The sequence below is a fragment of the Streptomyces sp. NPDC050433 genome (assembly GCF_044458565.1).
Taxonomy (GTDB): Bacteria; Actinomycetota; Actinomycetes; order Streptomycetales; family Streptomycetaceae; genus Streptomyces.
The window spans coordinates 11,448-38,067 of sequence record NZ_JBITIB010000027.1; the positions used below are offsets into that span (position 1 = coordinate 11,448).

Below are 26,620 nucleotides of genomic sequence, written 5' to 3' on the forward strand. Positions count from 1 at the left end.
CGTGACGTGCCACCATCAAGGGGTCGGCGGCGCTGCCGGGACCGGGACTCCGGGGCCGGGACAGCGGGCCCGTGACGCCGGGAATCAATCCGGGCCGTCACGCGTTGTGACCGATGTGGGTGGGCAGGATGTCCACCACCCGAATTTCCTCTTCGACGTAAGGATCCAATGACCTCCTCTTCTTCCCCTTCCCAGGACGAGCAGATCTTCGCGGACACCCGCACGGAAAGCCTTCGGGCCGATGCCCTGATGGAAGAGGACGTCGCCTGGAGCCAAGAGATCGACGGACAGCGGGACGGCGATCAGTTCGACCGCTCCGACCGCGCGGCGCTACGGCGCGTGGCGGGCCTCTCCACCGAGCTCGAAGACGTCACCGAGGTCGAGTACCGGCAGCTGCGCCTGGAGCGCGTGGTGCTCGTCGGCGTCTGGGTCTCGGGGACGGTGCGGGAAGCCGAGAATTCGCTCGCCGAGCTGGCGGCGCTGGCCGAGACGGCCGGCGCGCTGGTGCTGGACGGTGTCATTCAGCGCCGTGACAAGCCCGACCCGGCCACCTACATCGGCTCGGGTAAGGCACGTGAGCTGTACGACCTGGTGCTGGAGACCGGAGCGGACACCGTCGTGTGTGACGGTGAGCTCAGCCCCGGTCAGCTGATCCATCTTGAGGACGTCGTCAAGGTCAAGGTCGTGGACCGTACGGCCCTGATCCTCGACATCTTCGCCCAGCACGCCAAGTCCCGTGAGGGCAAGGCACAGGTCGCGCTGGCCCAGATGCAGTACATGCTGCCGAGGCTGCGCGGCTGGGGTCAGTCGCTGTCCCGGCAGATGGGTGGCGGCGGCGGTGGCGGAATGGCCACCCGTGGTCCCGGTGAGACCAAGATCGAGACGGACCGGCGCCGGATCCGCGAGAAGATGGCGAAGATGCGCCGGGAGATCGCGGAGATGAAGACCGGCCGCGAGATCAAGCGGCAGGAGCGCAGGCGCAACAAGGTGCCGTCGGTCGCGATCGCCGGGTATACGAACGCGGGGAAGTCCTCGCTGCTCAACCGCCTCACCGGCGCGGGCGTCCTGGTGGAGAACGCGCTGTTCGCCACCCTGGATCCGACCGTGCGCCGGGCCGAGACCCCGAGCGGCAGGATCTACACGCTGGCCGACACCGTCGGCTTCGTCCGGCATCTGCCGCACCACCTCGTGGAGGCGTTCCGCTCGACGATGGAGGAGGTCGGTGACTCCGATCTGATCCTGCATGTGGTCGACGGCTCGCATCCCGAGCCGGAGGAGCAACTGGCCGCCGTGCGTGAGGTGATCCGCGACGTGGGCGCGCTGGACGTCCGCGAGATCGTGGTGATCAACAAGGCGGACGCGGCGGACCCGGTGGTCCTGCAGCGGCTGCTGCGGACGCAGCGGCACGCCATCGCCGTGTCGGCACGTACGGGCGCCGGTATGGCCGAGCTGCTGGCGCTCGTCGACACCGAGCTGCCCAGGCCCGAGATCACGGTCGAGGCCCTGGTGCCGTACACGGACGGTGGTCTGGTCTCGCGGGTGCACGCCGAGGGCGAGGTGCTGTCCGAGGAGCACACCCCGGAGGGCACGCTGCTGAAGGCGCAGGTCCATGAGGAACTGGCCGCGGCGCTCGCCGTGTACGTGCCGGTTCCCGCGATCGGCTGACGGCGGCACCGCGCACCGCGCCACGTTCCCGCACAGGTACGGCGGAAGGCCCGCCCTCTCATCACGAGGGGGCGGGCCTTCCGCCGTACCGGCCTAACGCCAGCCGCGTCGCGGGCGTCTACCGGCCCGCGAACTTGTCGCTCATCATCGTGTACAGCTGCTCGGCGCCCTCACCGAGCCGGGGGCCGGCCAGCCAGCCCGAAGTGACCGGGCCGATGGAGGTGTTGGAGACCAGCACCGAGTCGCCACCGGGTCCGGCCGCGATCCAGCCGCCGCCGGAGGAGCCACCGGTCATGGAGCAGCCGATGCGCCACATCGTGGGCGTACCGGGGGCGATCGAGAGCCTGCCGGCGTTGTCGACGCACTTGTGCATGATCAGCCCGTCGTACGGCGGGGCCGCGGGATAACCCCACGCGCCCAGGCTGCCGATGCTGCTCGCCTCGGGCGCGTCGAAGTCGACGTCCAGGGCCGCGCCGACGGTCTCCTCCAGCGACTTGCCGCCGTTCTCCGGGGTGACGTGCATGACCGAGTAGTCGTACGCCGCTCCGTCGCCGCCGGTCGGGCCGCCGTCGCTGATCCACTCGTTGGAGGTCGCGACCCAGTCGGCCCAGTACTGCCCGTACGGGGCGATCTCCTGCGGCTGCGCGTTCTGCAGCGCGTCGGCGGACTTGCCCATGTTGTTGTAGGCGGGGACGAACATGATGTTCCGGTACCAGCCGCCGCCCGCGCCCGCGTGCACGCAGTGGCCCGCGGTCCACACCAGGTTGGACTTGCCCGGGTTCTTCGGGTCCTTCACGACGGTGGCCGAGCAGACCATCGAACCCTCGGGCGCGTCGAAGAAGACCTTGCCGACCGGCGCCGCGTTGTCGGTGTACGGCGTCTTCTCCGGCTCCGCCCGGACCGGCTGGGGCTCGGGGTCGGTGACGTCCTGGTCACCGGAGATGTCACCGGCGGCGAGCGTCTTCGTCGGCGACTTCGCCGTCTTCATCCGCTCGGGCTTCCACAGGTCCTCGATGACCGGGTTGACGAAGTCCGAGGCGTTGCGCAGCCACTTGTCCTTGTCCCAGTTCTTCCACTCACCGTCCTTCCACTTCTCCGGGTCGACACCGTGCTCCTTGAGCCGGTCGGCCAGATCCGCGGGAATCTCCGCACCTGCCTCGTCGGCGGCGGGAGTTGAGGCGGCGGCCTTGTCGGCCGCCTTGTCCTCGCCGGTACCGCCGCAGGCCGTGGCCGTCAGCGCGAGGGCCGCGGCGAGGCTGGTGGCAGCCAGCAGCGGACGTATGGATCGCATAAAAACCGTTCCCCCTGAAAGTACTTGACTCACTTGCCATGAACGTGTCACGCAAAAAGGTGGTCCTCAGGCGGACCACCTTGCGGTGTCCTCACCCTATGCGGCCCGTTGCCGGGCTCGCCGCTCAGGGCGTACCGGTGTGCGGTCCGACATGCCCGACATGCCCGGGACGCGGCGGACCGCACACCGAGTCCTACCGGCCGGCGTACTTCTCGCTGACCGCCTCGTAGATTCCCTTGGCCTCGTCACCGAGCCGCGGGCCGGCCAGCCAGCCGGCCGTCACCGGGCCGATCGAGGTGTTCGACACCAGGGCGGGCTTACCGTCCTGGCCGTTCGCGATCCAGCCGCCTCCGGACGAACCGCCGGTCATGGTGCACCCGATACGGTGCATCGTCGGGTCCTGGGCGTTGATGGACAGCCGGCCCGGCTTGCCGGCGCACTGGTAGAGCTTCTGGCCGTCGAACGGAGGCGCCGCGGGATAGCCGGTCGCCGTCATCGAGTCGATCTCCGGCGTGGCCGGCGCGTTGAAGTCGACCGGCAGCGCCGCGCCGACGGTCTCCTCCAGCGACTTGCCGTCACTGCCCTTCTCCGGCGTCACATGGATCACCGCGAAGTCGAACGGGGCACCCAGGCCGCCGGTCGCCGCTCCCTGCGAGATCCACTCCTCGGAGGTCTGCGCCCACTCGCCCCACCAGATGCCGTGCGGGGCGATCCGCTCCTTGGAGGCGGTCTCCAGCTCCGAGATCGGCAGGCCGCTGTTGTTGTACGAGGGGACGAAGGCGATGTTCCGGTACCAGCCGCCGCTCTTGCCCGCGTGCACGCAGTGGCCCGCCGTCCACACCATGTTGGACTTACCGGGGTTGGCGGGGTCGGTCACCACGGTCGCCGAACAGACCATCGAGCCCTCGGGTCCGTCGAAGAAGAGCTTGCCCGCCTCGGGCACGTCCCCGTCGTACGGCGCGTTCACCGCCGTCGCCTCCACCGGCTCCGGAGTCGGGTCGGTGACACCCGCGTCGCCGGAGATGTCCTCCTCCACCACCGGCTTGTCGGGCTCCTCGGCGTCCCTCATCCGGTCCGGGTCCCAGAGGTCCTCGATGATCGGGTTGACGTAGTCCCGTGCCTCACGGAGCCACTTGTCCTTGTCCCAGTTCTTCCATTCGCCGTCCTTCCACTTGTCCAGGTCGATCCCGCGCTCCTTGAGGCGGTCCTGGAGATCGGCCGGAATGGTGACCTTGTCGCCGGACGACTCGCCGGACGAACCATTGGGCTTGTCGGCCGAGTTCGTCTCCTCGGTGGGTCCGCAGGCGGTGGCCGTCAGAGCCAGGACAGCCGCGAACGAGGCGACCGCGACCGCGGAGGAGCTTCTACGCCGCGCGCTCCTCCCACGGCGAGTGGTGAACGGTGGGCGAATGGCTCGCATGTCGGGATCCCCCTGGGACTTCGGAACTGTTCTGAACTGACGGATCAACCGGGTTGAACCGGACGGATCGGCCCGGTCGCGGAGACCGGAGCCGGAAGTCGGCCCCCACTATGCCGGTGCCGTTGGGGACGGCGGACGGCAGGGCCGTGGTTCCGGCCGTCGAAGGATCTTCCGATCGGCCGTGCTCCGGGGCGCCTCCCGTCGTTGGTATCTACGGGGGACTCGGCGTCGGCGTTCACCACACGCACCGCGGCGCTCGACCCGCCGCGTCGACGTGTGACGTAACCGTTCCCGCGGGAGGACCGACAGCCGTGACCGTAACCGAACTTCCTCCATCGGCACCGCTCGTCGTCCCCGTCGGCGACGCCTCCCTCCGGTCCGGGGACCCGCGCCGTGACGACCACCGGAAAGACCACCGGTCAGTGACCGCACGCGCTCTCTGACCCGGCCCCCACACAAGGAAGTCCTCCCGTGAACTCCACGCCCACACCCGACGCACCCGAGATCGTCGGCCGCTCCACCGCTCAGGCCCCCGGACCTGGTGACCCGTACGACCCGGTGACGGCCGCGCCCGTAACGATCGGCGCGGCCACGGTGCCCCGCCAACTGCCCGCGGGCGCAGGGGCGGAGGCCGACTCCCGCACCTCGGACGCACGCGCCACGGACCCGGCCGCCTCCCCGACGGTGGCCGAGGACCTGGACCATCTCGACGACCCCGACCCGCGACGGGCCGCCGACGCCGCGACCGTGGAGAACCTGCTGCGGTGCTGGGTCAGAGAGAGCAACGCCCCCCGGCCGGACGGACACACCCTCAGGATCCCGCTCGACGCGAGCGGCACCGCCCTGCTCGTCCCCGTGCGCTACTGGTCGGCCACCGGCTGGCACCGCTTCGGCCTGCCCCTCCTGGAGAGCGCGGGACCTGACTCCGCCCCCGCCGACGCCGTCACCGTCGCCGCGCTCCTCGGCCGCGAGTCGGGTCAGAGCCAGGGCGCCGAACTGGTCGCCAGAGTCGCCGACTCGGCCCGCCGCACGGCCGACTTCCTCACCGACCGACGCAGAGCCCCCGGCACGACCGGCACCGACCTCTTCCTCACCGCCGAACAGTCCCTCCTGCTCGGCCACCCGCTCCATCCCACGCCCAAGAGCCGCGAAGGGCTCTCCGACACCGAACACCGCAACTTCTCACCCGAACTGCGCGGCTCCTTCCCCCTCCACTGGATGGCCGTCGACCGATCCGTCCTCGCCACCGACTCCGCCTGGACCGAACAGGGCCGCGCCGTGCACGCGGAGCAGCTCACCGCCCGTCTCGCCGGAGACCTGGCACTCCCCGACCACACCGTCCCGCTGCCTCTGCACCCGTGGCAGGCACGCGAGTTGACGCACCGCCCCGCCGTACGCGCGCTGCTCGACGCCGGCCTGCTCCACGACCTCGGGCCGTACGGTGCCCCCTGGCACCCCACCTCCTCCGTCCGGACGGTGCACCGGACCGGCGCACCCGCCATGCTCAAACTGTCCCTCGGCGTACGCATCACCAACTCCCGCCGGGAGAACCTCCGTAAGGAACTCCACCGCGGCGTCGAGGTCCATCGGCTGCTGCGCGGCGGCCTCGCCCAGCAGTGGCGCGCCGAGCACCCCGGCTTCGACATCGTGCGTGACCCCGCCTGGCTCGCCGTCGACGCTCCCGACGGCGAACCGGTCGCCGGACTCGACGTGATGCTGCGCCACAACCCGTTCCGCCCCGACAACGACGCCGTCTGCGTAGCCGGGCTCGTCACCCCGCGCCCCTGGCCCGGCCGCCCCGGCGTGCGTTCCCGGCTCGCCGACATCGTGACGGGCCTCGTCACCCGCACGGGCCGACCCACCGGCGCGGTCGCCGCGGAGTGGTTCCTGCGCTATCTGGACCATGTCGTACGCCCGGTGCTCTGGCTCGACGCCACAGCGGGTGTCGCCCTGGAGGCCCATCAGCAGAACACTCTGGTGGTCCTCGACCCCGACGGCTGGCCCATCGGCGGACGCTACCGCGACAACCAGGGCTACTACTTCCGTGAATCCCACCGCGACGTCCTCGACCGACGCCTTCCCGGCATCGGCAAGGTGAGCGAGACATTCGTCCCCGACGACATCACGGATGAACGCTTCGCCTACTACCTCGGCATCAACAACGTCTTCGGCCTGATCGGGGCATTCGGCTCCCAGCGACTCGCCGACGAACGCCTCTTGATCGCCGCCTTCCGCCAGTTCCTCACCCGGCACGCAGCACTCGGCTCACCCCTGCCCGGCCAACTCCTGGAGGCGACCACCCTGCGCTGCAAGGCCAACCTGCTCACGCGACTGCACGGCCTGGACGAACTCGTCGGCCCCGTCGACACCCAGTCCGTCTACGTCTCCATCGTCAACCCCCTCCGTCATTGATCCACGTGCGCCCCCGACCGAACTGCCGAGAGGAGACCATCGCCACCGTGCCTCCCACCGACGCGAGCACCAACGTGAGCGCGGGCACCGGCACCGGTCCTGGCACCGGCACCGGCACCGGCACCGGTCCAGGGCCGCGCCCGGCGGCCGGGGGCGCCGAGGACACCCTCGACCTGCGGCTGACCGAGGACCTCGTCGCGCTGTTCGGAGCCGGTGAGCCGGTGGCGACCGACACACCGCCGCCGGGCGGCGCCGGCGAGTCCGCCCTCCTCGACTGCCCCGCCAGGTGGGGAGCAGCAGGCACGTCGGCCGGTGTCTTCCAACTCGTGCCCGTACGGCTGGAGCGCGATCTGACCCTCATCAGCCGCTGGATGAACGACCCGGCCGTCGCCGCTTTCTGGGAACTCGCGGGACCCGAAGCCGTCACCGCCGACCATCTGCGCACCCAGCTGCGCGGCGACGGACGCAGCGTTCCGTGCCTGGGTGTGCTCGACGGTGTCCCGATGAGTTACTGGGAGCTTTACCGCGCCGATCTCGATCCTCTTGCCCGTCATTACCCCGCCCGTCCCCATGACACCGGACTCCATCTCCTCATCGGCGGCGTGGCCGACCGCGGACGCGGTGTCGGCACCACGCTCCTCAGAGCCGTCTCCGAACTCGTCCTCGATCACCGGCCGCACTGCGGCCGTGTCATCGCCGAACCCGATCTGCGCAACACCCCCTCCGTCGCCGCCTTCCTCAGCGCCGGCTTCCGCTTCTCCGCGGAACTCGACCTCCCCCGCAAACGAGCCGCCCTCATGATCCGCGAACGAGCCCTGCGAGACCTGCTGTGAACGACCCGCTGCTTTCCATACACCGCACGATCCCTATCGGTTCCGTCCCGAGGAGTCCCCGTGCCGACATCACCGACCACACGCGCCTCCGCCACCACCGGAAGCGGCCCCACCACCAGTAGCCCCGAAGCCGGCGACCCCGAAGCCCGCGACCCCGGCACCGACACCCCCGGCACCGACTCTCCCGGCGACCACGACACCGACGACCCCACCCGCCCCGTCCCTCTCTTCACCCCGCCCGAGCTGACCCCGCGACTCTGGGCCGGAGCCGCCACCCGCCTCCTCGCGAAACTCCTCGGCGAATTCGCGTACGAGGAGATCATCGAGCCCGTCGCAGGGGCCGGTGCCAACGGCGACGCGCCCGATCGCTACACGCTCGCGCTCGACGACGGCACGTCCCTCACCTTCACCGCCCGACGCGGCGCGTACGGCGGCTGGCGCGTCGACCCGCACTCCGTCGAGCACGCCGGACGGCCCTTCCGCGACCCCCTCCGCTTCTTCGTACTCGCCCGACGCCTCCTCGCCATCGACGGCGCCACCCTCGGCCACCTCGTCCGCGAACTCAACGCCACCCTCGTCGCCGACGCCCGGATCGCCGGCAACGCGCTCACGGCCGCCCAGCTCGCCGACCTCGACTACGCGGACCTCGAAGGCCACCAGACCGGCCACCCCTGGCTCACGCTCAACAAGGGCCGCATAGGTTTCTCCGCCACCGACTCCACCCGCTGGGCACCCGAGTCCCGGACCCCCTCCCGACTCCCCTGGATAGCGGTCAGCACCGCCCTCGCCACCTACCGGGGCGTCCCGTCCCTGTCCTCTCCCGCGCAGCTCTACGGCTTCGAACTGGACGCCGCGACCCGCGAGGCCTTCGCCCTCGTGCTCCGCTCCCGCGGCCTCGACCCGGACACGTACCTCTATCTCCCCGTACACCCCTGGCAGTGGGACGAGGTGCTGCTGCCGCTCTACGCCGCCGAGATCGCCGACGGTGCGATCGTCCCGCTCCCCACCGACGGCGACGTCAGACTGCCGCAGCAGTCCATCCGTACGTTCCTCAACACCACCCGCCCGGACCGGCACACAGTGAAACTGCCGCTGTCGATCCTCAACACCCTTGTCTGGCGCGGCTTGCCCACCGAACGCACCCTCGCCGCTCCGGCCGTCACCGCCTGGATGCGCGGGCTGTACGAGTCGGACCCCTTCCTCCGCGACGAATGCGGAGTGATTCTGCTCGGAGAAGTGGCGTCGGTGACGGTGACCCACCCGCTCTACGACCACCTTCCCGAGGTCCCTTACCAGTACAAGGAACTTCTCGGCGCGATCTGGCGTGAGCCCCTCCCCGCCCGGCTCGCCACCTGCGAGCGCGCGCGGACCCTCGCCTCCCTCCTGCACACCGATCCTCAGGGCCGCGCCTTCACCGCCGAACTGGTCGAACGGTCCGGGCTCCCCGCCGATGTCTGGCTCCGCAGACTCTTCGCCGCGCTCCTGCCGCCCCTGCTGCGCTTCCTCTACCGCTACGGCACCGTCTTCTCACCGCACGGGGAGAACGCCGTCGTCGTCTTCGACGACAGGGACGTCCCCGTCCGCCTCGCGATCAAGGATTTCGTGGACGACGTGAACATCAGCGCCGAGCCGCTGCCGGAGCACGAGGCGATGCCTCAGGAGGTCAGGGACACCCTCCTTACCGAAGAGCCGTCCTTCCTCACCCAGTTCATCCACTCCGGACTCTTCGTCGGCGTCTTCCGCTTCCTCGCACCGCTGTGCCAGGAGCAACTGGACGTACCGGAGCGGACGTTCTGGTCACTCGTACGGGCCGAAATCCTGCGCCACCACGCCCGGTTCCCCGAACTGCGGGACCGCTTCGAGACATTCGACCTGCTCACGCCCCGTATCGCACGGCTCTGTCTCAACCGCAACCGGCTGCATCTCGACGGATATCGCGACCGCGCCGACCGCCCGCATGCCGCCGTGCACGGGACGGTGCCAAATCCGCTCGCCCTCCCGGCGAGCGGTGCGAACGGTACGTGATCGCCGTTGTCAGTGGTGAGCCTTAGGGTGGTCGGGCTATGACGAAGCCATCTCTCTCCGAGCTCCTCCATGCCGCCGTCACCGCTGTCGGCGGTGTGGAACGCCCAGGCCAGGTCACCATGGCCGAGGCCGTCGCGGAGGTCATCGACGACAATTCCCATCTGCTCGTGCAGGCCGGCACCGGCACCGGAAAGTCACTCGGCTATCTGGTGCCCGCGCTGGCGCACGGCGAGCGTGTCGTGGTGGCCACCGCGACGCTGGCCCTCCAGCGGCAGCTCGTGGAGCGTGACCTTCCGCGTACGGTCGACGCGCTGAGCCCCCTGCTGGGGCGGCGGCCCGAGTACGCCATGCTCAAGGGCCGCTCGAACTACCTCTGTCTGCACCGCCTCAACGAGGGCGTGCCGCAGGAAGAGGAGGACGGCCTCTTCGACCAGTTCGAGGCGGCGGCTCCCACGAGCAAGCTCGGTCAGGACCTGCTCAGGATGCGGGACTGGGCGGACGAGACGGAGACCGGCGACCGGGACAATCTCACGCCGGGTGTCTCCGACCGGGCATGGGCGCAGATCTCGGTGTCGTCCCGTGAGTGCCTGGGCGCGACGAAGTGCGCCTACGGCGCCGAGTGCTTCGCCGAGATGGCGCGCGAGCGGGCCAAGCTCGCCGATGTCGTGATCACCAACCACGCGCTCCTGGCCATCGACGCGATCGAGGGCGCCCCCGTCGTCCCGCAGCACGAGGTCCTGATCGTCGACGAGGCCCACGAGCTGGTGTCGCGGGTCACCGGCGTGGCCACCGGCGAGCTCACGCCCGGCCAGGTCAACCGCGCGGTGCGCCGCGCGGCCAAGCTGGTCAACGAGAAGGCGGCCGACGCCCTCCAGACGGCCGCCGAGACATTCGAGCGGCTGATGGAGCTGGCGCTTCCCGGCCGGCTCGAAGAGGTCCCGGAAGACCTCGGCTACGCGCTGATGGCCCTGCGTGACGCGTCGCGCACGGTGATCTCGGCGATCGGCACCACCCGCGACAAGTCCGTGCAGGACGAGGACGCCGTCCGTAAGCAGGCTCTCGCGTCCGTCGAATCCATCCACAGCGTCGCCGAGCGGATCGCCAACGGCAGCGAGTGGGACGTGGTCTGGTACGAACGGCACGACCGGTTCGGCGCGTCGCTGCGGGTCGCTCCGCTCTCGGTGTCGGGCCTGCTGCGCGAGAAGCTCTTCAACGAGCGCTCGGTGGTCCTGACGTCGGCGACGCTCAAGCTCGGCGGCGACTTCAACGGTGTCGGCGCATCGCTGGGGCTGGCACCTGAGGGGACGGAGGGGGAGGACGTCCCGCAGTGGAAGGGCATCGATGTCGGTTCGCCCTTCGACTATCCCAAGCAGGGCATTCTCTATGTCGCGCGGCATCTCTCCCCTCCCGGCCGGGAGGGTTCGCGCGGCGACATGATGGACGAACTTGCGGAGCTGGTCGAGGCGGCGGGCGGCCGTACGCTCGGACTGTTCTCCTCCATGCGGGCCGCCCAGGCGGCTGCCGAGGAACTGCGCGGCAGACTCGACACGCCGATCCTGCTTCAAGGGGAGGAAACCCTCGGCGAGTTGATCAAGGCGTTCGCGGCCGATCCCGCGACGTGTCTGTTCGGGACGCTCTCGCTCTGGCAGGGCGTGGATGTGCCCGGACCGAGTTCACAACTGGTGGTGATGGACCGGATTCCGTTCCCGCGTCCCGACGATCCGCTGATGAGCGCGCGCCAGAAGGCGGTGGAGCAGGCCGGTGGCAACGGCTTCATGGCCGTGGCGGCCACCCATGCCGCCCTGCTGATGGCTCAGGGCGCCGGCCGGCTGGTGCGGGCCTCGGGGGACAAGGGTGTCGTGGCCGTACTGGACCCTCGGCTGGCGAACGCGCGGTACGGCAGCTATCTGCGGGCCTCGATGCCCGATTTCTGGTACACGACGGACCGCAACCAGGCCCGTCGCTCGCTGGCCGCGATCGACGCACGGGCCAAGGCGGACGGCCGGTAGCGGGCCCGCAGCCCACCGATGGGGACGTGCGGGCGGGCGGGCTCGTGGCGGACATGGTGAGGCCCCGGGACCGGCGCAGTAGGTCCCGGGGCCGGCCTGAGCCGGCGAGCCCTCACACCCGCCGCAGGACCGCCACGACCTTGCCGAGGATCGTCGCGTCGTCACCGGGAATCGGCTGGTACGACGCGTTGTGCGGGAGCAGCCACACATGGCCGTCCTCGCGCCTGAAGCGCTTGACGGTGGCTTCGCCGTCCAGCATGGCGGCCACGATGTCCCCGTTCTCGGCCACGGGCTGGCGGCGGACCGTCACCCAGTCGCCGTCGCAGATCGCCGCTTCGATCATCGAGTCTCCGACGACCTTGAGGACGAACAGCTCGCCGTCACCGACCAGTTGGCGGGGAAGCGGGAACACGTCCTCGACGGACTCCTCGGCGAGGATCGGTCCGCCCGCCGCGATGCGGCCGACCAACGGCACATACGACGCCGCGGGCTTGCCGGTCGTGTCCGTCTGCTGGGTGCTCGGCTGGTCGGAGCCCCGGACCTCGTACGCCCTCGGGCGATGCGGATCCCGGCGGAGGAATCCCTTGCGCTCCAGAGCCATCAACTGATGGGCGACGGAGGACGTGCTGGACAGACCGACGGCCTGGCCGATCTCGCGCATCGACGGCGGATATCCGCGCCGCTGCACGGAGTCGCGGATGACTTCGATGACCCGTCGCTGCCGGTCCGTGAGACCGGAACTGTCCGCCCGGATTCCGGGAGGTCGGCCGGGCAACGAACGAGTGGGCTTTACGCCCTCCGGATTCGTGGCTGCGTCATTCATGGGATGCACCGGCTCAAGTCGGCTCTGGGAGCGGTCCTGGGTGGTAATGGTGGCGCTGTCTGCGGTGGTGGTCACGTCGGCCCCTCTCGAAATGTTCTCCCTAGCTGGACAACGGTAGTTGCTTTCGAAAGGTTGCGCCAAACACACGTTCGAGTGAAAATCCCCGGAAGCGCTGACGTGGCAATTTCCGGGGTGTATGTGGCGCGTATTCGGCGCCCTCCGCGCGGGTTGTCCACGGCTCACCCGCCGGCCGTCCACGGCCCATTGCGGTAATCCTCACCGGTGCCGCTGCTGCTGCCGCGGCAGACGCCGACGCCGCCCAGTGTCTCATCGGGCGGCCCGGAATCGCGGTACGTTCCGGCCTCCCGTACTCTCGTGCCGGGCCGGCTCCCGCCCCTGCGCCGGGCGGTCTCGTCCCCGGTGGCCCACGGCCTCGAACCTGGCGCCGTACGGCCTTCGATCCGGTGCTCGCCGCGACACGCGCGACCGCTCCGAAGCGTGCGCGAGCCCCACATGTAGTGGTTGGATTGGCTCAGTCGCCCAGAAGTAGTGGTCCCGAGTCTTTCCTGACGGAGGCCATCGCCTATGCTGGAGACTGCTTCGCACGGCCCGTCCAGGGCTCGTCGAGGCTTCTCAGTCGTGCTGTGAAGGAGGGTCGGAAGCCATGCACTGCCCCTTCTGCAGGCACCCCGACAGCCGTGTCGTCGACAGTCGCACCACCGACGACGGGACGTCCATCCGACGCCGTCGTCAGTGCCCCGACTGCTCCCGCCGTTTCACGACGGTGGAGACCGCCTCGCTGATGGTGATCAAGCGCAGCGGAGTCACGGAGCCTTTCAGCCGCACCAAGGTCATCTCCGGTGTGCGCAAGGCGTGTCAGGGGCGACCGGTCACCGAGGACGCTCTCGCCCAACTCGGCCAGCGGGTCGAGGAGGCGCTGCGCGCCACCGGCAGCGCCGAACTGACCACCCATGATGTCGGGCTGGCCATACTCGGCCCCTTGCAGGAACTCGACCTCGTCGCGTATCTGCGCTTCGCATCCGTATACAGGGCGTTCGACTCGCCCGAAGACTTCGAGGCCGCCGTGGCGGAGCTGCGCACGCGACCTCCTACCGAGGGAGGCGGGCCCGGCGCGACCCCGGGGGTCCGCGAGCCCGTCACCGCTGCCGACTGACCGGACACCGTCAGGGGCACCGGCTCACCGTCACCGACGTATCGCACGGTGACGGCCGATCGGTCATCGATCGGTTACCGACCTATCGCGACAGCTCAGCGACCGATCATTGGCGATCGGGCGCTGAAGCGGCGATGAGACCCGCCACGAGCGCCCCGTAAGGCGCCCGTGGCACCGGACACATCACTGTGCCATGGGAAGAACGTGGCACTTCAGGGCGTTTTCGCCTGTATATGGGAGGCGGCATGACAGAGACGGCGAGCGGTCCGACGGCACGAGGTTCCCGGAGCAAGGGAACCAAGGCCGGCAAGGGCCTGCGTATCGAGCGAATCCACACCACCCCCGGCGTGCATCCGTACGACGAGGTGGTCTGGGAGCGCCGGGACGTCGTCATGACCAACTGGCGCGACGGCTCGGTCAACTTCGAGCAGCGTGGCGTCGAGTTCCCCGGCTTCTGGTCGGTGAACGCGGTCAACATCGTCACCAGCAAGTACTTCCGCGGGGCTGTCGGTACGCCGCAGCGGGAGACGAGCCTCAAGCAGCTCATCGACCGGATCGTGAAGACGTACCGGAAGTCCGGTGAGGACAACGCGTACTTCACCTCGCCGGCGGACGCGGAGATCTTCGAGCACGAGCTGGCGTACGCCCTCCTGCACCAGATCTTCAGCTTCAACTCGCCGGTGTGGTTCAACGTGGGTACCCCTCAGCCCCAGCAGGTCTCGGCCTGCTTCATCCTGGCCGTCGACGACTCCATGGAGTCGATCCTCGACTGGTACAAGGAAGAGGGCATGATCTTCAAGGGCGGCTCCGGCGCCGGCCTGAACCTCTCGCGGATCCGTTCTTCCAAGGAGCTTCTCTCCTCCGGCGGCAACGCCTCGGGTCCCGTCTCCTTCATGCGCGGTGCGGACGCCTCCGCCGGGACGATCAAGTCCGGCGGTGCCACGCGCCGTGCGGCCAAGATGGTCATCCTCGATGTCGACCACCCCGACATCGAGAACTTCATCGAGACCAAGGTGAAGGAGGAGGAGAAGATCCGCGCCCTTCGTGACGCGGGCTTCGACATGGACCTGGGCGGCGACGACATCACGTCCGTCCAGTACCAGAACGCCAACAACTCGGTCCGTGTGAACGACGAGTTCATGAAGGCCGTCGAAGAGGGCGGCAAGTTCGGCCTGCGCGCCCGGATGACCGGCGACGTCATCGAGGAGGTCGAGGCGAAGTCCCTCTTCCGCAAGATGGCCGAAGCCGCGTGGGCCTGCGCCGACCCCGGCATTCAGTACGACGACACGATCAACCAGTGGCACACCTGCCCGGAATCCGGCCGGATCAACGGCTCGAACCCGTGCAGCGAGTACATGCACCTGGACAACACGTCGTGCAATCTGGCCTCGCTGAACCTCATGAAGTTCCTCAAGGACGACGGCAAGGGAAGCCAGTCGTTCGAGATCGACCGTTTCTCCAAGGTCGTCGAACTGGTCATCACGGCGATGGACATCTCCATCTGCTTCGCCGACTTCCCGACCCAGAAGATCGGCGAGAACACCCGCGCCTTCCGTCAGTTGGGCATCGGATACGCCAACCTCGGCGCCCTGCTGATGGCGACGGGCCACGCGTACGACAGTGACGGCGGGCGTGCGCTCGCCGGTGCCATCACCTCGCTGATGACGGGCACCTCGTACAAGCGCTCCGCCGAACTTGCGGCGGTCGTCGGCCCGTACGACGGCTACGCCCGCAACGCCGAGCCGCACCAGCGCGTCATGAAGCAGCACGCGGACGCCAACAGCGCGGCCGTGCACGTCGACGACCTGGACAGCCCGATCTGGGCCGCGGCCACGGAGGCCTGGCAGGACGTCATCCGTCTCGGCGCGAAGAACGGCTTCCGCAACGCGCAGGCCTCGGTCATCGCGCCCACCGGCACCATCGGTCTCGCGATGTCCTGCGACACCACCGGCCTCGAACCGGACCTCGCGCTGGTCAAGTTCAAGAAGCTGGTCGGCGGCGGTTCGATGCAGATCGTCAACGGCACGGTGCCGCAGGCCCTGCGCCGCCTGGGCTACCAGGAGGAGCAGATTGAGGCGGTCGTCGCCCACATCGCCGAGAACGGCAACGTGATCGACGCGCCCGGCCTGAAGACCGAGCACTACCCGGTCTTCGACTGCGCGATGGGCGAGCGTTCCATCTCCGCGATGGGCCACGTCCGGATGATGGCGGCGATCCAGCCGTGGATCTCCGGCGCGCTCTCCAAGACGGTGAACCTGCCGGAGACGGCGACCGTCGAGGACGTCGAAGAGGTCTACTTCCAGGCCTGGAAGCTCGGCGTCAAGGCGCTGGCGATCTACCGCGACAACTGCAAGGTCGGCCAGCCGCTCTCCGCGAAGAAGAAGGAGCAGGTCGCGGAGAAGGCCGAGGACACCATCCGCCAGGCGGTGGAGAAGGTGGTCGAGTACCGCCCGGTCCGGATGCGCCTGCCCAAGGGCCGTCCCGGCATCACCACGTCCTTCACGGTGGGCGGCGCCGAGGGCTACATGACGGCGAACTCCTACCCGGACGACGGCCTCGGCGAGGTCTTCCTGAAGATGTCCAAGCAGGGGTCGACTCTCGCGGGCATGATGGATGCCTTCTCCATCGCGGTGTCGGTGGGACTTCAGTACGGCGTCCCGCTGGAGACGTACGTCTCGAAGTTCACCAACATGCGCTTCGAGCCGGCCGGCATGACGGACGACCCCGACGTGCGCCTCGCCCAGTCGATCGTGGACTACATCTTCCGGCGGCTGGCGCTCGACTTCCTGCCGTTCGAGACGCGTTCGGCCCTCGGGATCCACTCGGCGGACGAGCGTCAGCGTCACCTGGAGACCGGCTCCTACGAGCCGTCCATGGACGACGAGGGAATGGACGTCGACACCCTGGCCCAGTCGGCTCCACGCCAGGTGGAGCCGCTGAAGTCGGTGGGCCCGACCGTGACATCGAGCGTCACGTCGAGCGCGGCGGAGGCACCGGCTCCCAAGCAGGCGCACACCTCGGCCGAGCTGGTGGAGATGCAACTCGGCATCAGCGCCGACGCGCCGCTCTGCTTCTCGTGCGGTACGAAGATGCAGCGGGCCGGGTCCTGCTACATCTGCGAGGGCTGCGGGTCGACGAGCGGCTGCAGCTGAGATCAGCGGCTGTCCCCGTCCGGCCGGGAGATCCGGCCGGACGGGGACGGTGCCGTCAGGCTCCGCCCATCCGCTCGGTGAACTCCTGCGGGTCGGCGTCGAAGCCGCGGAGCGCCGGGCGGAAGTCCCACGTCCCCGCCTCGTCCTTGGTGAACTCGGCGATCGTCGCCGCCGTCGCCCCCGCGACCTCCGTGAAATCGCTCGCCGTCAGCTCGGCGAGGCCTTCCAGGACACGGACGCCGACACCCGATATGTCGCCGAACGTTCGGCGGCCCTCGCGCTGCTGGATGACGACCCCCACCACCACACGCACGAAGTCCGAGCCCAGCCTGTCGAGCTCCAGAGTCATCACCTCGTCGGAGCCGAAGCCCTGGCCCGTCCGGCTCTGCCTCTCCAGGATGATCGTCCCGTCGGGTGAGCGGCTGTCGAAGTGCACCAGATACGTCGGCCGGTCGCTCGGCGCGTCCGAGGTGTACGTCGCGGCCACTATGTCCAGATCGTGCGGCGCCCGGCCCAGCGGACTCGGATCCCATTTGAGGCTGACCTCAACCTTTTCGACGCCCCTCTTGAGACTGCTGCTCACCGGTCATCCCCTCCGTACGCCAATACCTCTGCGCACAAGGCTAGTCCGCGAGACCGACAACACACCCCCTGTACCGGCCAGTTGACGCCACTTGGCCATGACTCGCCACAAACAGCGCCGCACGGGCCTTCCGGCCCGGACCGGGCCTCCCGGAGCGTGACCTGGGCCACGTACGGCCCCGTACGATGGCGCGGTGCTGGTCAAGTGGATTCGCTGCACGGTGACGGACCGACGTGGTTTCGAACGGGGGCAGCGGAAATGGGCGGGGCTGCTCGGTGAGCCGGGATTCCGGGGGCAGGGCGGGGGGTGGAGCAGGGGGCGGCCGGGGGTGGCGCACATCTTCGCGTTCTGGGAGAGCCGGGCCTTCTACGACTCCTTCATGGCGCGCTCACACGACCGGCTGGCCGCCGCGCAGTCGGGCACGTTCAGGGACGTCCAGGCCAAGCTTTTCGACTACCGCTTCGATGTGAAGACGGGCTTCGAGCCGAGGTTCACCGACGCCGACGTGCTGCGGGTCGCGCACTGCAAGGTGCACGAGGACCGCGTCGAGCACTTCGCGCTGATGCAGGAGAAGGTGTGGAATCCGGCGATGGCCGGCTCGCCGGGGATGGTGCGCGGAGTGTTCGGGGACGCCCCCGGCAACGAGTTCCTGGTGCTCTCCATGTGGCAGTCGGCGGCCGAACACGGCAAGTACCGGATCGAGCGTGTGGAACGGCTCTCGCTGCGCGCGCAGACCGCCGCGGACGTGGCGGCGCTGGCGGGCGACGTCGTGCAGCTCGAACCCGGCTGGACGGTGTGACGCCGGGGGCCGCCGCCCGGTCCGGAGCCACGCGATCTAGGGTCGACCCATGGTGAGACCGCGACGCATCGTCCTAGTCCGGCACGGCGAGTCGGAGGGCAATGCCGACGACACGGTGTACGAACGTGAGCCCGACCATGCCCTGGGACTGACCGAGACCGGCTGGCGCCAGGCCGAGGAGACGGGCGCACGGCTGCGCGAGGTGTTCGGCCGCGAGCGGGTGAGCGTGTACGTGTCGCCGTACCGCCGCACCCACGAGACCTTCCGCGCCTACGGCCTCGACCCGGACCTGGTGCGGGTACGCGAGGAGCCCCGCCTGCGCGAGCAGGACTGGGGAAACTGGCAGGACCACGAGGACGTACGTCTCCAGAAGGGCTACCGCGACGCCTACGGGCACTTCTTCTACCGCTTCGCCCAGGGCGAGTCCGGCGCCGACGTGTACGACCGGGTCGGTGCCTTCCTGGAGAGTCTCCACCGGAGCTTCGAGGCGCCCGACCATCCCGCGAACGTGCTGCTGGTCACGCACGGCCTGACCATGCGACTCTTCTGCATGCGCTGGTTCCACTGGTCCGTCGCCGAGTTCGAGTCGCTGTCCAACCCCGGCAACGGGGAGTCCCGGACCCTGCTGCTCGGCGAGGACGGGCGGTACACGCTGGACCGGCCGTTCGAGCGCTGGCGGACCCCGGAGCCGTATGGCATCACCGGTTAGAGTGAAGGGGCGATGACCGTTGACACCACACTTCCTCCGTCCGACTCGCCCGACCCGTCCGCCCCACGCTTCCGGCGCGCCCTGGCCAGCCTGCGCGGGCTGTCCGTAGGGGACGCGCTCGGCTCCCAGTTCTTCGTCCCCGTGAACTATCCGCTGCTGAAGCGGCGCGAGGCACCGCCCGGCCCATGGCAGTGGACGGACGACGCCGAGATGGCCACCTCCGTCCTGGCCGTCCTCGCCGTCCACGGACGCGTCGACCAGGACGCGCTCGCCCACTCCTTCGCGACGCACCACGATTTCGACCGCGGTTACGGTCCCGCCGTGAACCGCATGCTCCGGCTGGTCCGGGAGGGCGGCGACTGGCGGGAGCTGGCCGCCGCACTCTTCAACGGGCAGGGCTCGTGGGGCAACGGCGCCGCCATGCGTATCGCGCCGCTCGGCGCCTGGTACGCCGACGACCCCGAACAGGCCACGCACCAGGCCGAGATCTCCGCGTACACGACGCATCAGCACCGCGAGGCCGTGGCTGGTGCGATGGCGGTGGCCGCCGCGACCGCGATCGCCGCCGGCGCGGCGGGACCACCCGCCCCGAAGGACCTGCTCGACGGTGTCATCGCGCTGGTGCCCCGCAGCGCCGTAGGAGCCGGGCTGCGCCGGGCGCGGGACATGCTCGACTACGACGACGCCGGTACGGTCGCCGCCGTGCTCGGCCGTGGACGGCGTACGACGGCGCATGACACCGTTCCGTTCGCGCTCTGGTCGGCGGCCCGTTCGCTCGGCGACTTCGAGCAGGCCTTCTGGACCACCGCGCAGGTGGGCGGCGACGTCGACACGAACTGCGCCATCGTCGGGGGAGTGGTGGCCGCGGTGAGCACCGGCGCACCGCCGGCGCGGTGGGTGGAGCAGACGGAGGCGTTGCCCGACTGGCTGCCGGCCGGACCTCGGTGAAGCGGTCAAAGGCGTCGCCTTCTTAGGAGGAGCGCCCTCCCCGACTGTCACGGTCCCGCCACAGACTCGCTCCGCCGGAAGCGCTCCCGCCGCATGACGCTAGCCTCGGCCCATGCCGCCTCGTTGATCATCGACGGGCGTGCGTTTACGTGAGCCCGGAATCCAGCGCCGACCTGTTGCCGTGCGCATGGCACCGGGCGGTGAGGGGGGCTCGTGTCAGACACGCCGTCGAATCCGAGTGGCATACCGGAACAGGCACCGGGCGGAAAGCCGGCCGCCGCCGGGGAGCAGGACATCCAGGACGCGGTGCCGAGCGCACGTGCCGTACCCCCGCGGGCGGGGACTCCGGCGCACGCGAGTACTCCGGTGCGGGCCGGAGCGGCGCGGACACCCACCGCGCCCCGCCGGCCCGCACCGACGCACACCGGACGCCCGCCGAAGGCGCAGCACGCGGCCAACTGGCAGCAGTGGCAGCCCACCCCGCACGATCCTCCCGTCTGGATCGGCGAGATCAGCTCCGACGAGCCCGCGCGCATCAGCGTCGCCACCCTGTGGTGCGTCGCTGTCACCGGCCTGCTCAGTGCCCTGCTGCTCGGCGACGGGCTCGGGCTCAACCTGCTGATCGTGACCGTGCCCACCGCCTTCGGCGCGTACTTCGCCGCGCGGGGCGCCGGACGGCGGCTGCGCCCGTGGACCCTGGTCTGGGCCGTCGGCGGCGTCGCGCTGCTCTCCGTCCCCGCCCTGCGCGACGCCGGCTGGCCCACGTTCCTCGCCGTGACGTCCGCGCTGGCGCTCGGTTCGCTCGCGCTGCACGGCTGCCGCACCTGGCTCGGCGTCATCCTCGGGCCGTTCGGACTGTTCGGCTCGCTCGGCACCGGTCTGTTCTGGGGCTTCCAGGGTGTGCGCGAGCGTGCCGACGGCTCGCGCGGCCGGTGGGCACCCGTCCTCCGTACGGCGGCGGTCGCGGTCGTACTGCTGATCGTGTTCGGCGCCCTCTTCGCGAGCGCTGACGCCGCCTTCGCCGATCTGCTCGGCGGGCTGACACCCGATGTCTCGGTCGCCGACGGACCGTGGCGCACACTGCTCTTCGCGCTTGGCGTCGTCGGGGCACTCGCCGCGGCACACACGGCGGCGGCGCCGCTGCACTGGGACCGGATCACCGTACGGCCCGCCGCCCCGCGCGGCCGGGTCGAGTGGGCGCTGCCGCTGATCGTGCTCAACCTGCTCTTCGCCGTGTTCATCGGCGTCCAGCTGACCGTGCTGTTCGGCGGCTACGACAAGGTCCTGAGCGAGACCGGCCTGACCTACTCCGAATACGCCACACAGGGTTTCTGGCAGCTGCTCGGCGCCACCCTCCTCACCCTGCTCGTGATCGGTCTCGCGCGGCGCTGGGCACCGCGCGACGGCGCGCGGGACCGCACACTCGTCAGCGCGGTGCTCGGCGTGCTGTGCGTCCTCACGCTGGTCGTCGTCGCCTCCGCGCTGCGCCGCATGGACCTGTACGTGGACGCGTACGGGCTCACCCGGCTGCGTGTCTCGGTGGCGGCGATGGAGCTGTGGCTCGGTCTGGTGATCGTCCTGATCATGGCCGCGGGCGCGTTCGGCGGGCGCTGGCTGCCGCGCGCCGTGGCCGTCAGCGGTGCGGCCGGCGTTCTGATCTTCGGCCTCATCTCGCCGGACGCGCTCGTCGCCGAACGGAACGTCGAGCGCTACCGGACCTCCGACAAGATCGACGTCAACTACTTCCAGCAGCTCTCCGCCGACGCCGTACCGGCACTCGACACGCTTCCCGAGCCGTTGCGCTCCTGTGCGCTGGAGGGCATCGAGAGGGAACTGGGCGACTCGGACGAGCCGTGGTACGCCACGAGTTGGGGCGAGTCGAGGGCGAGGGACATCCTCGACGAGCGGCCGATCGATCCTCAGTGGGAGGAGTGCTCGTCGATGAACACGCGGAACGACTCGGGCGGCGAGCGCGACCCGTACGACGAGGGACGCACCGGCGACGGCTACTGACCGGGGCCCGCCCGGCGGCCACCCGGCCCCGCCCGTACGCTGCCACCTCCTACAGACGGGACGCCCTCCCCCGCGGGACGTCCCGTACGGATCTACGCCGCCGGCCCGCCGGCGCTCGCCCTGCCGCTGAGCGCCTCCAGGTCGCTCTTGCGTACGCGTACCACCAGCGTCGCCGTCAGCAGTGCCAGGACCACCATGCCCACGGCGGCCGTGAACGCGGTCGAGATGCCCTGTGTCAGCACCTCGTGACCCCAGCGGCCCGGCAACTCGTGGGGGGTGGCGAACTGCGACTTCTCGGCCGGTGACGCCTCCGCCATGAACGAGGGCAGCTGCTTCTCGGCCTCGTCGCGGCTCGCCGTGCCGAAGACCGTGACCAGGATGGACAGTCCCAGCGAACCGCCCACCTGCTGGCTCGCGTTGAGCAGCCCCGACGCCGCGCCCGCCTCGTGCTGCGCGACCCCCGAGACCGCGGTCAGCGTGAGCGTCACGAAGTTGAGCCCCATGCCGAAGCCGAAGATCACCATCGGACCGAGCACACCGCTCGGATACGAGCTGTCCGAGCCGATCAGCGTCAGCCACAGGAGACCCACCCCCGTGATGGTGGAGCCGGCGACCATGAACGGTTTCGGGCCGAGCACCGGCAGCAGCCGCTGCGAGAGCCTCGCTCCGAGGCCGATCGCGAGGGTCACGGGCAGGAACGCGAGGCCGGACTCGATCGGGCTGTAGCCGAGCACGTTCTGCACGAACAGCACGATGAAGAAGAACATCCCGAACATGGCCGCGGCCAGGCTCAGCACGATGATGTAGGTGCCCGATCTGTTCCGGTCGGCGAACATCCTGAGCGGAGTGATCGGTTCCTTCGCCCGCGACTCGACGACGCCGAAGGCGGCGAGCAGGATGACGGCCGCCGCGAACGATCCGATGGTGAGCGAGTCGCGCCAGCCCGCTTCGGATGCCCGGATGAATCCGTAGACGAGCGAGGCCATGCCCAGGGTGGAGGTCGCGGCGCCGGAGAGGTCGAAGCGGCCCGGATGGCGCTTGGACTCACCGATGTACATCGGTGCCAGGACGGCTATCAGCACGCCGATCGGCACGTTGACGAAGAACACCCGGCGCCAGTCGAGCCATTCGGTGAGCATGCCGCCGGCCAGCAGGCCGATCGCGCCGCCGCCCGCCGAGACGGCGGCGAAGACTCCGAACGCCCTGTTCCGTGCCGGTCCCTCGGGGAATGTCGTGGTGATGAGGGCGAGTGAGGTGGGTGAGGCGATCGCGCCACCGACCCCCTGGAGTGCCCGTGCGGCGAGGAGCACCAGGGCTCTTGGGCGAAACCGCCCAGAAGGGAGGCGAAGGTGAAGAGCAGGATGCCGGCCATGAAGACGCGGCGGCGGCCGAGGATGTCGCCCGCGCGGCCCCCGAGCAGCAGCAGGCCGCCGAAGGCGAGCGTGTACGCGCTCAGGACCCAGGAGAGGTCCCGTCCAGGACGCGTCGTCGAAACCGGCGGTGTCCCAGCTGGTAGGCCCACCCTTTCCGTGCCGATCGCTTCGGAAGTGCTACGCTCCCTCCATGTCGATCGGTACCGATCGGTACCGATCGATGTGCAGGTGTGTGGAGGGCATGGGCGTGGGCGGAGTGGCAGCGAGACGGCCGTCGTCGCCGGCGGCGAGTGGTGGGCCCTGCCCGACGGATCTCCGCGGGCTCGTGACGCCTGGCACGGCACCGCGCCGCTCTGTCTCAATCGCCCAAGTGCACCGGGTACGCGCGCGATCCTCCATCGTGCGATGCACCGCACCAGACGCCGCGGGCTGATCCACGAAGATCCGCCGGACAGGGCCTGGGTCGACGGCGGCCAGGCCCAGTTCTTGCCGAGGGGCGCGGCGGATGCGCTCACTTGCCGAGACAACCGCCTAAGCGCTGCCGCTCTGCGGCATTCGAACACGACGAAAGCACCCCAAACGCGAAGGAGTTCCGCACATGGGCCTCAAGAAGTCCGACGACCCCGAACTCTCCCACCGACTCAGCAGACGCAACGTGCTCGGCGTAACCGCGGGTGCCGGCGCTGCGGCCCTGCTCGGCCTGCCGGCCGGCCCCGCAGCCGCCGCCCCAAGGGCCCAGACACCAAGGACACCGGTGGTCAAAGGTTTCACAAGCCGCTTCGCCGAGGTCAACGGCACACGGCTGCACTACGTCACCGGTGGCCAGGGTGACCCTCTGGTGCTGCTCCCCGGGTGGCCGCGCACCTGGTATCAGTTCCACAAGATCATGCCGCCGCTGGCGCGGCGCTACCAGGTAATTGCCCCGGACTTGCGCGGCATGGGCGACTCCGACAAGCCCGCGGGCGGGTACGACAAGAAGACCATGGCCCGAGACATCTACGAGCTGCTTCGCGCCCTCGGACACAGCCAGGCCTATATCGCCGGCGAGGACATCGGGTCGCAGGTGGCCTTCAGCTTCGCCGCCAACCACCCCGAAGCGACCCGGAAGGTCGCTCTGTGGGAGACCGGGCATCCCACCGAGGTATTCAACGAAATACGCATGCTGCCCCAGCCGGGCCAACCGGCACCGTGGTGGTTCGCGTTCAACGTGCTCGACCAGTTGCCCGAGCAGCTCCTTGAGGGGCGGTTCCGGTTGATCGTCGACTGGCTGATCGACTTTCAGGGCGGGGACCCCAAGGCCTTCAGCGAGAAGGCCCGAGCCATTTACGCCGCCGCGTACGACACGCCGGACGCGATCCGCGGGGGGAACGGCTGGTACCAGGCCTTTCAGCAGGACATAGCCGATCTGAAGGACTACCCGGTACTGACCATGCCCCTGCTCGGAATCGGTGGCAAGTACTACGAACTCCTTCTCGCACAGATGGAGGGATTGGCGGCAGACGCGCGCTACGTCGAGTTGAAGGGGGCGGGGCACTATCTCGCTGAGGAACGCCCCGATGACATCGTGCGGGAACTCACCGCCTTCTTCGCGTAACCCCAGGCCTTGACGGGCGGGAGTAATTGCCCCTCAAGGTGGCTGACCTGCCCGCGAAACAGGGGGCCGGCCTTCGGGCCGGGCCCCTGCCGACAGGGATCCGCCCGCGGGACTTCCAAGCAGGCCGCACGCGGACCGCGAACACCGCCCTTGCGCATCCTCAACCTTCCCTTTTGGCTATATTGTGGCGCTTTCTGCTGTGGCTTGTTTTTTTGCGGGCCTTACTAATCAGATCTTTTTCCTCCCGGGTGAGGAATGACATTAGTTCAGCGTTCTTCATCCACCCGTTGAGCAGGGCGTGCGAGCCCTCCGGACGCGGCGGCCCGCTGCAGTGGGTGGCGGATCTTCTCTTGGCGGCTGTACTGGATTGGATTCACAAAATTCGACTCAGATAGGCGCTCGCTACTTCCCGTTCGCTCTTCGAACGGTCTGCGGATCGCAAAGGTCCAAGGGTCGGCCGATGCTGACCGCGTATACCGTCCGGGTCCGGCGGATGTTTCAACGTGAAAAAGCCGTCCGCCGCGAGAAGGGGCGTATCGCCCTACAACGCCCGAAAGGCTAAAGGGTCAGCTCAGGTGGAGATGGCATCAGTGTCACTGAGTGATATAAAGTCCTCTAGTGACATCAGAAGTCGGGTGTCATGTCCGCGAAGCGGCGCAGTGGAGAGGGGTGGGCGAGCAGCGGTGGTCAGAACGCAACCGAAGGGGGTCTGTCCACGCGCACCCTCCGGAGGCGCTGCCTCGCAGCGAGAGCCGCGCCGGGCCGATCATCAAGCAGGGCTCTCATCGACGAGAGGCTCGCGATGAAAATGATCAGGCGCACCCGATACCTCCGCATGGCGCAGCTAATGGCCCGCGAGCGGGTGAGATGCGAGAAATGCATCATCATCACTGATGATCTGGGGCGCCCGACCGGTGATCTTCAGGCGCGTATGCACACGCTGTGGCGGCTGCGGCTGCGGCTGCCAGAGGAGCACATGTGCAGGTCGTTCCTCACCGGTGACGACCCCACCGAGTGCGACAACGCCTGGGCTCCCGCCCGGCACACCCTGCTCCGGCCCGGCCCGAGGAACCATCGCCCCCGTTACCGACGCCATCGGCCCGACCCGAAAGACGAAATGCACCCGACGCTTCCACAGCGGATGTACCTGCTCTGTTACACCGTGGACAAAGCAAAGTTCGAGGCCGTCAATCTCCAGGGGCGCGGCCAGCTGGTGCGCACCGCGGCGCTGGCCGAGCTGACCTTTGACGGGCTGCTCGGCGTCCAGGGAAAGAAGGTCGTTCGGCGCCCCGACAAGACACCGAGCGATGAGTTCCTCGCCGGGGTGTGGCGTGACGTACCCGCGGAGAAGCCGAAGAACTGGCTTCAGTACGTGCACAACAAGGCCGCCACGGCGGAGGAACCCGTGCGCGACCAGCTCGCCGAAGCGGGCGTCATCACCCTGCGTGCCAAGCGGAGTCTGCTGTCGCCGATCGCTTCCCATCAAGTGACCGTCAACGATCCGCAGCAGGTCCTCGCCCTGCGGGAGACGGCACGCAACGCCGTGCTGGCCGGCACCGATCCGGCAGCCGTCCCGGCGGACGAGCTGGCCATGACCGTGCTCCCCGTCGAATGCGAAATGGTCAGCGTCTTCACCTGGAAAGAGATGAGCGAGCACAAGCGCACGCTCGAGGCGCTCGCCGAACGCTTCGACGAACTCGCCCCCGGACTGCGCAAGGCCCTGCGCGACTCCTTCCTGGTGGTCAGGGGTGTCGGCGGAGGCTGGGGCAAATAGGCCACCGGAACCGGGCGCTGTCG

The 26,620-nt window shown here is 69.3% G+C and carries 17 protein-coding genes and 1 pseudogene; 13 read left to right on the plus strand and 5 right to left on the minus strand.

Annotation, left to right across the window (positions count from 1 at the left end; translation table 11 throughout):
• Positions 1–168: 168 nt before the first annotated feature.
• A complete protein-coding gene (hflX, locus tag ACIBLA_RS28305) occupies positions 169–1,665 on the plus strand; it encodes a GTPase HflX (RefSeq protein WP_399200278.1) in 1,497 nt (498 codons plus the stop codon).
• Positions 1,666–1,783: 118 nt separating this feature from the next.
• Here hflX and ACIBLA_RS28310 read toward each other — a convergent pair whose 3' ends face one another.
• Both ACIBLA_RS28310 and ACIBLA_RS28315 read right to left on the minus strand, forming a co-directional pair.
• Complete coding sequence (locus ACIBLA_RS28310; RefSeq protein WP_399200279.1) at positions 1,784–2,956, minus strand: trypsin-like serine peptidase; 1,173 nt, start codon at positions 2,954–2,956, stop codon at positions 1,784–1,786.
• A 193-nt stretch (positions 2,957–3,149) separates the two neighbouring features.
• Positions 3,150–4,376, minus strand: a complete 1,227-nt coding sequence (locus ACIBLA_RS28315; protein ID WP_399200280.1) for a trypsin-like serine peptidase — start codon at positions 4,374–4,376, stop codon at positions 3,150–3,152.
• Between the two features lie 471 nt (positions 4,377–4,847).
• Here ACIBLA_RS28315 and ACIBLA_RS28320 point away from each other — a divergent pair, with 471 nt between their 5' ends.
• The 4 genes from ACIBLA_RS28320 (at position 4,848) to ACIBLA_RS28335 (ending at position 11,655) form a co-directional block, all read left to right on the plus strand.
• On the plus strand, positions 4,848–6,788 hold the full coding sequence (locus tag ACIBLA_RS28320; RefSeq protein ID WP_399200281.1) for an IucA/IucC family protein: 1,941 nt from the start codon (positions 4,848–4,850) through the stop codon (positions 6,786–6,788).
• A gap of 47 nt (positions 6,789–6,835) precedes the next feature.
• On the plus strand, positions 6,836–7,621 hold the full coding sequence (locus ACIBLA_RS28325; RefSeq protein WP_399200282.1) for a GNAT family N-acetyltransferase: 786 nt from the start codon (positions 6,836–6,838) through the stop codon (positions 7,619–7,621).
• Positions 7,622–7,864: 243 nt separating this feature from the next.
• The gene (locus ACIBLA_RS28330) at positions 7,865–9,646 is read left to right on the plus strand and encodes an IucA/IucC family protein (protein WP_399200317.1); all 1,782 of its coding nucleotides are present in this window, start codon (positions 7,865–7,867) and stop codon (positions 9,644–9,646) included.
• A 38-nt stretch (positions 9,647–9,684) separates the two neighbouring features.
• Positions 9,685–11,655 carry an ATP-dependent DNA helicase gene (locus tag ACIBLA_RS28335; RefSeq protein ID WP_363243624.1) on the plus strand — a complete coding sequence of 657 codons (1,971 nt, stop codon included), beginning with the start codon at positions 9,685–9,687 and terminating at the stop codon, positions 11,653–11,655.
• 112 nt (positions 11,656–11,767) lie between these two features.
• On the opposite strand, the gene lexA is transcribed toward ACIBLA_RS28335, so the two are convergent.
• On the minus strand, positions 11,768–12,553 hold the full coding sequence (lexA, locus tag ACIBLA_RS28340; RefSeq protein ID WP_363243623.1) for a transcriptional repressor LexA: 786 nt from the start codon (positions 12,551–12,553) through the stop codon (positions 11,768–11,770).
• Between the two features lie 589 nt (positions 12,554–13,142).
• On the opposite strand from lexA, the gene nrdR reads away from it, so the two are divergent.
• Positions 13,143–13,652, plus strand: a complete 510-nt coding sequence (gene nrdR / locus ACIBLA_RS28345) for a transcriptional regulator NrdR (protein WP_363243622.1) — start codon at positions 13,143–13,145, stop codon at positions 13,650–13,652.
• Positions 13,653–13,897: 245 nt separating this feature from the next.
• Positions 13,898–16,804, plus strand: coding sequence for a vitamin B12-dependent ribonucleotide reductase (locus tag ACIBLA_RS28350; RefSeq protein ID WP_363243621.1), 2,907 nt, complete (start codon positions 13,898–13,900; stop codon positions 16,802–16,804).
• A 55-nt stretch (positions 16,805–16,859) separates the two neighbouring features.
• Here the strand turns inward: ACIBLA_RS28350 and ACIBLA_RS28355 are convergent, their stop codons facing one another.
• Positions 16,860–17,387 carry a TerD family protein gene (locus ACIBLA_RS28355; RefSeq protein WP_363243620.1) on the minus strand — a complete coding sequence of 176 codons (528 nt, stop codon included), beginning with the start codon at positions 17,385–17,387 and terminating at the stop codon, positions 16,860–16,862.
• A gap of 193 nt (positions 17,388–17,580) precedes the next feature.
• Between ACIBLA_RS28355 and ACIBLA_RS28360 the strand changes: the two genes are divergently transcribed.
• From ACIBLA_RS28360 to ACIBLA_RS28375, 4 genes are all read left to right on the plus strand, one after another.
• Positions 17,581–18,186: a YdbC family protein gene (locus ACIBLA_RS28360; protein ID WP_363243619.1), complete on the plus strand. Its 606-nt coding sequence runs from the start codon at positions 17,581–17,583 to the stop codon at positions 18,184–18,186.
• Between the two features lie 49 nt (positions 18,187–18,235).
• Positions 18,236–18,895, plus strand: a complete 660-nt coding sequence (locus ACIBLA_RS28365; RefSeq protein WP_363243618.1) for a histidine phosphatase family protein — start codon at positions 18,236–18,238, stop codon at positions 18,893–18,895.
• A gap of 12 nt (positions 18,896–18,907) precedes the next feature.
• Positions 18,908–19,843 (plus strand): ADP-ribosylglycohydrolase family protein, encoded by a 936-nt coding sequence (locus ACIBLA_RS28370; RefSeq protein ID WP_399200283.1) that lies wholly within the window; start codon positions 18,908–18,910, stop codon positions 19,841–19,843.
• Between the two features lie 213 nt (positions 19,844–20,056).
• A complete protein-coding gene (locus ACIBLA_RS28375) occupies positions 20,057–21,856 on the plus strand; it encodes a DUF4153 domain-containing protein (protein WP_399200284.1) in 1,800 nt (599 codons plus the stop codon).
• 92 nt (positions 21,857–21,948) lie between these two features.
• On the opposite strand, the pseudogene ACIBLA_RS28380 reads toward ACIBLA_RS28375, so the two are convergent.
• Positions 21,949–23,327 (minus strand): annotated as a pseudogene (locus ACIBLA_RS28380) (MFS transporter); the annotation flags it as partial.
• 500 nt (positions 23,328–23,827) lie between these two features.
• Between ACIBLA_RS28380 and ACIBLA_RS28385 the strand changes: the two are divergent.
• The gene (locus ACIBLA_RS28385) at positions 23,828–24,823 is read left to right on the plus strand and encodes an alpha/beta hydrolase (RefSeq protein ID WP_363243615.1); all 996 of its coding nucleotides are present in this window, start codon (positions 23,828–23,830) and stop codon (positions 24,821–24,823) included.
• Positions 24,824–25,658: 835 nt separating this feature from the next.
• Complete coding sequence (locus ACIBLA_RS28390) at positions 25,659–26,597, plus strand: GPP34 family phosphoprotein (protein WP_399200286.1); 939 nt, start codon at positions 25,659–25,661, stop codon at positions 26,595–26,597.
• Positions 26,598–26,620 lie beyond the last annotated feature (23 nt).

What these genes read in the sequence shown, in the direction of transcription:
- ACIBLA_RS28315 (WP_399200280.1), bottom strand. Translation starts at nt 4,376, where the DNA reads ATGCGAGCCATTCGCCCACCGTTCACCACTCGCCGTGGGAGGAGCGCG.
- ACIBLA_RS28335 (WP_363243624.1), top strand. Translation starts at nt 9,685, where the DNA reads ATGACGAAGCCATCTCTCTCCGAGCTCCTCCATGCCGCCGTCACCGCT.
- hflX (WP_399200278.1), top strand. Translation starts at nt 169, where the DNA reads ATGACCTCCTCTTCTTCCCCTTCCCAGGACGAGCAGATCTTCGCGGAC.
- ACIBLA_RS28370 (WP_399200283.1), top strand. Translation starts at nt 18,908, where the DNA reads ATGACCGTTGACACCACACTTCCTCCGTCCGACTCGCCCGACCCGTCC.
- ACIBLA_RS28365 (WP_363243618.1), top strand. Translation starts at nt 18,236, where the DNA reads ATGGTGAGACCGCGACGCATCGTCCTAGTCCGGCACGGCGAGTCGGAG.
- nrdR (WP_363243622.1), top strand. Translation starts at nt 13,143, where the DNA reads ATGCACTGCCCCTTCTGCAGGCACCCCGACAGCCGTGTCGTCGACAGT.
- ACIBLA_RS28385 (WP_363243615.1), top strand. Translation starts at nt 23,828, where the DNA reads ATGGGCCTCAAGAAGTCCGACGACCCCGAACTCTCCCACCGACTCAGC.
- ACIBLA_RS28390 (WP_399200286.1), top strand. Translation starts at nt 25,659, where the DNA reads ATGGCGCAGCTAATGGCCCGCGAGCGGGTGAGATGCGAGAAATGCATC.
- ACIBLA_RS28310 (WP_399200279.1), bottom strand. Translation starts at nt 2,956, where the DNA reads ATGCGATCCATACGTCCGCTGCTGGCTGCCACCAGCCTCGCCGCGGCC.
- ACIBLA_RS28350 (WP_363243621.1), top strand. Translation starts at nt 13,898, where the DNA reads ATGACAGAGACGGCGAGCGGTCCGACGGCACGAGGTTCCCGGAGCAAG.